Below are 329 nucleotides of genomic sequence, written 5' to 3'. Positions count from 1 at the left end.
CTCTATGAAATCTGCATGGCCTCCCCGCGCATCAAGCGAGCTGGCGGGACCGGTGGCCCGGTGCCCGCTGGAGACGGCGCGCGTTCTCTCGGCTTGCAGTACGAAGAAGAGGCTGCCGAGGCTCTTTTCTTTGGAGCCTATTCTGCGCTGCAAGCACGTGCTGCCGGAATTGTGCGCGTCGAAGGAGCCATGACTACGAAGTTGGATGATCTTGAGCTCGTGCGGCGCATCGGCGAAAAGTCGAAGCGTCTCGGCGCGTCCTGGGCTTCGGCAATCCATCCGAGCCATATCCCAATTATCAATGAGATCTACTCGCCCTCCCAGGTTGA

At 59.9% G+C, this 329-nt stretch carries 1 pseudogene; it reads left to right on the top strand.

Going from position 1 to position 329, the window contains the following annotated elements:
• Positions 1 to 15: 15 nt before the first annotated feature.
• Positions 16 to 329, top strand: a pseudogene (locus AC0L3B_RS38870) (hypothetical protein); the annotation flags it as partial.

It is taken from the genome of Bradyrhizobium sp. Kon56 (genome assembly GCF_055807635.1).
The sequence above is the reverse complement of the archived record's forward strand: the minus strand, read 5'-3'. Positions and strand labels throughout refer to the sequence as shown.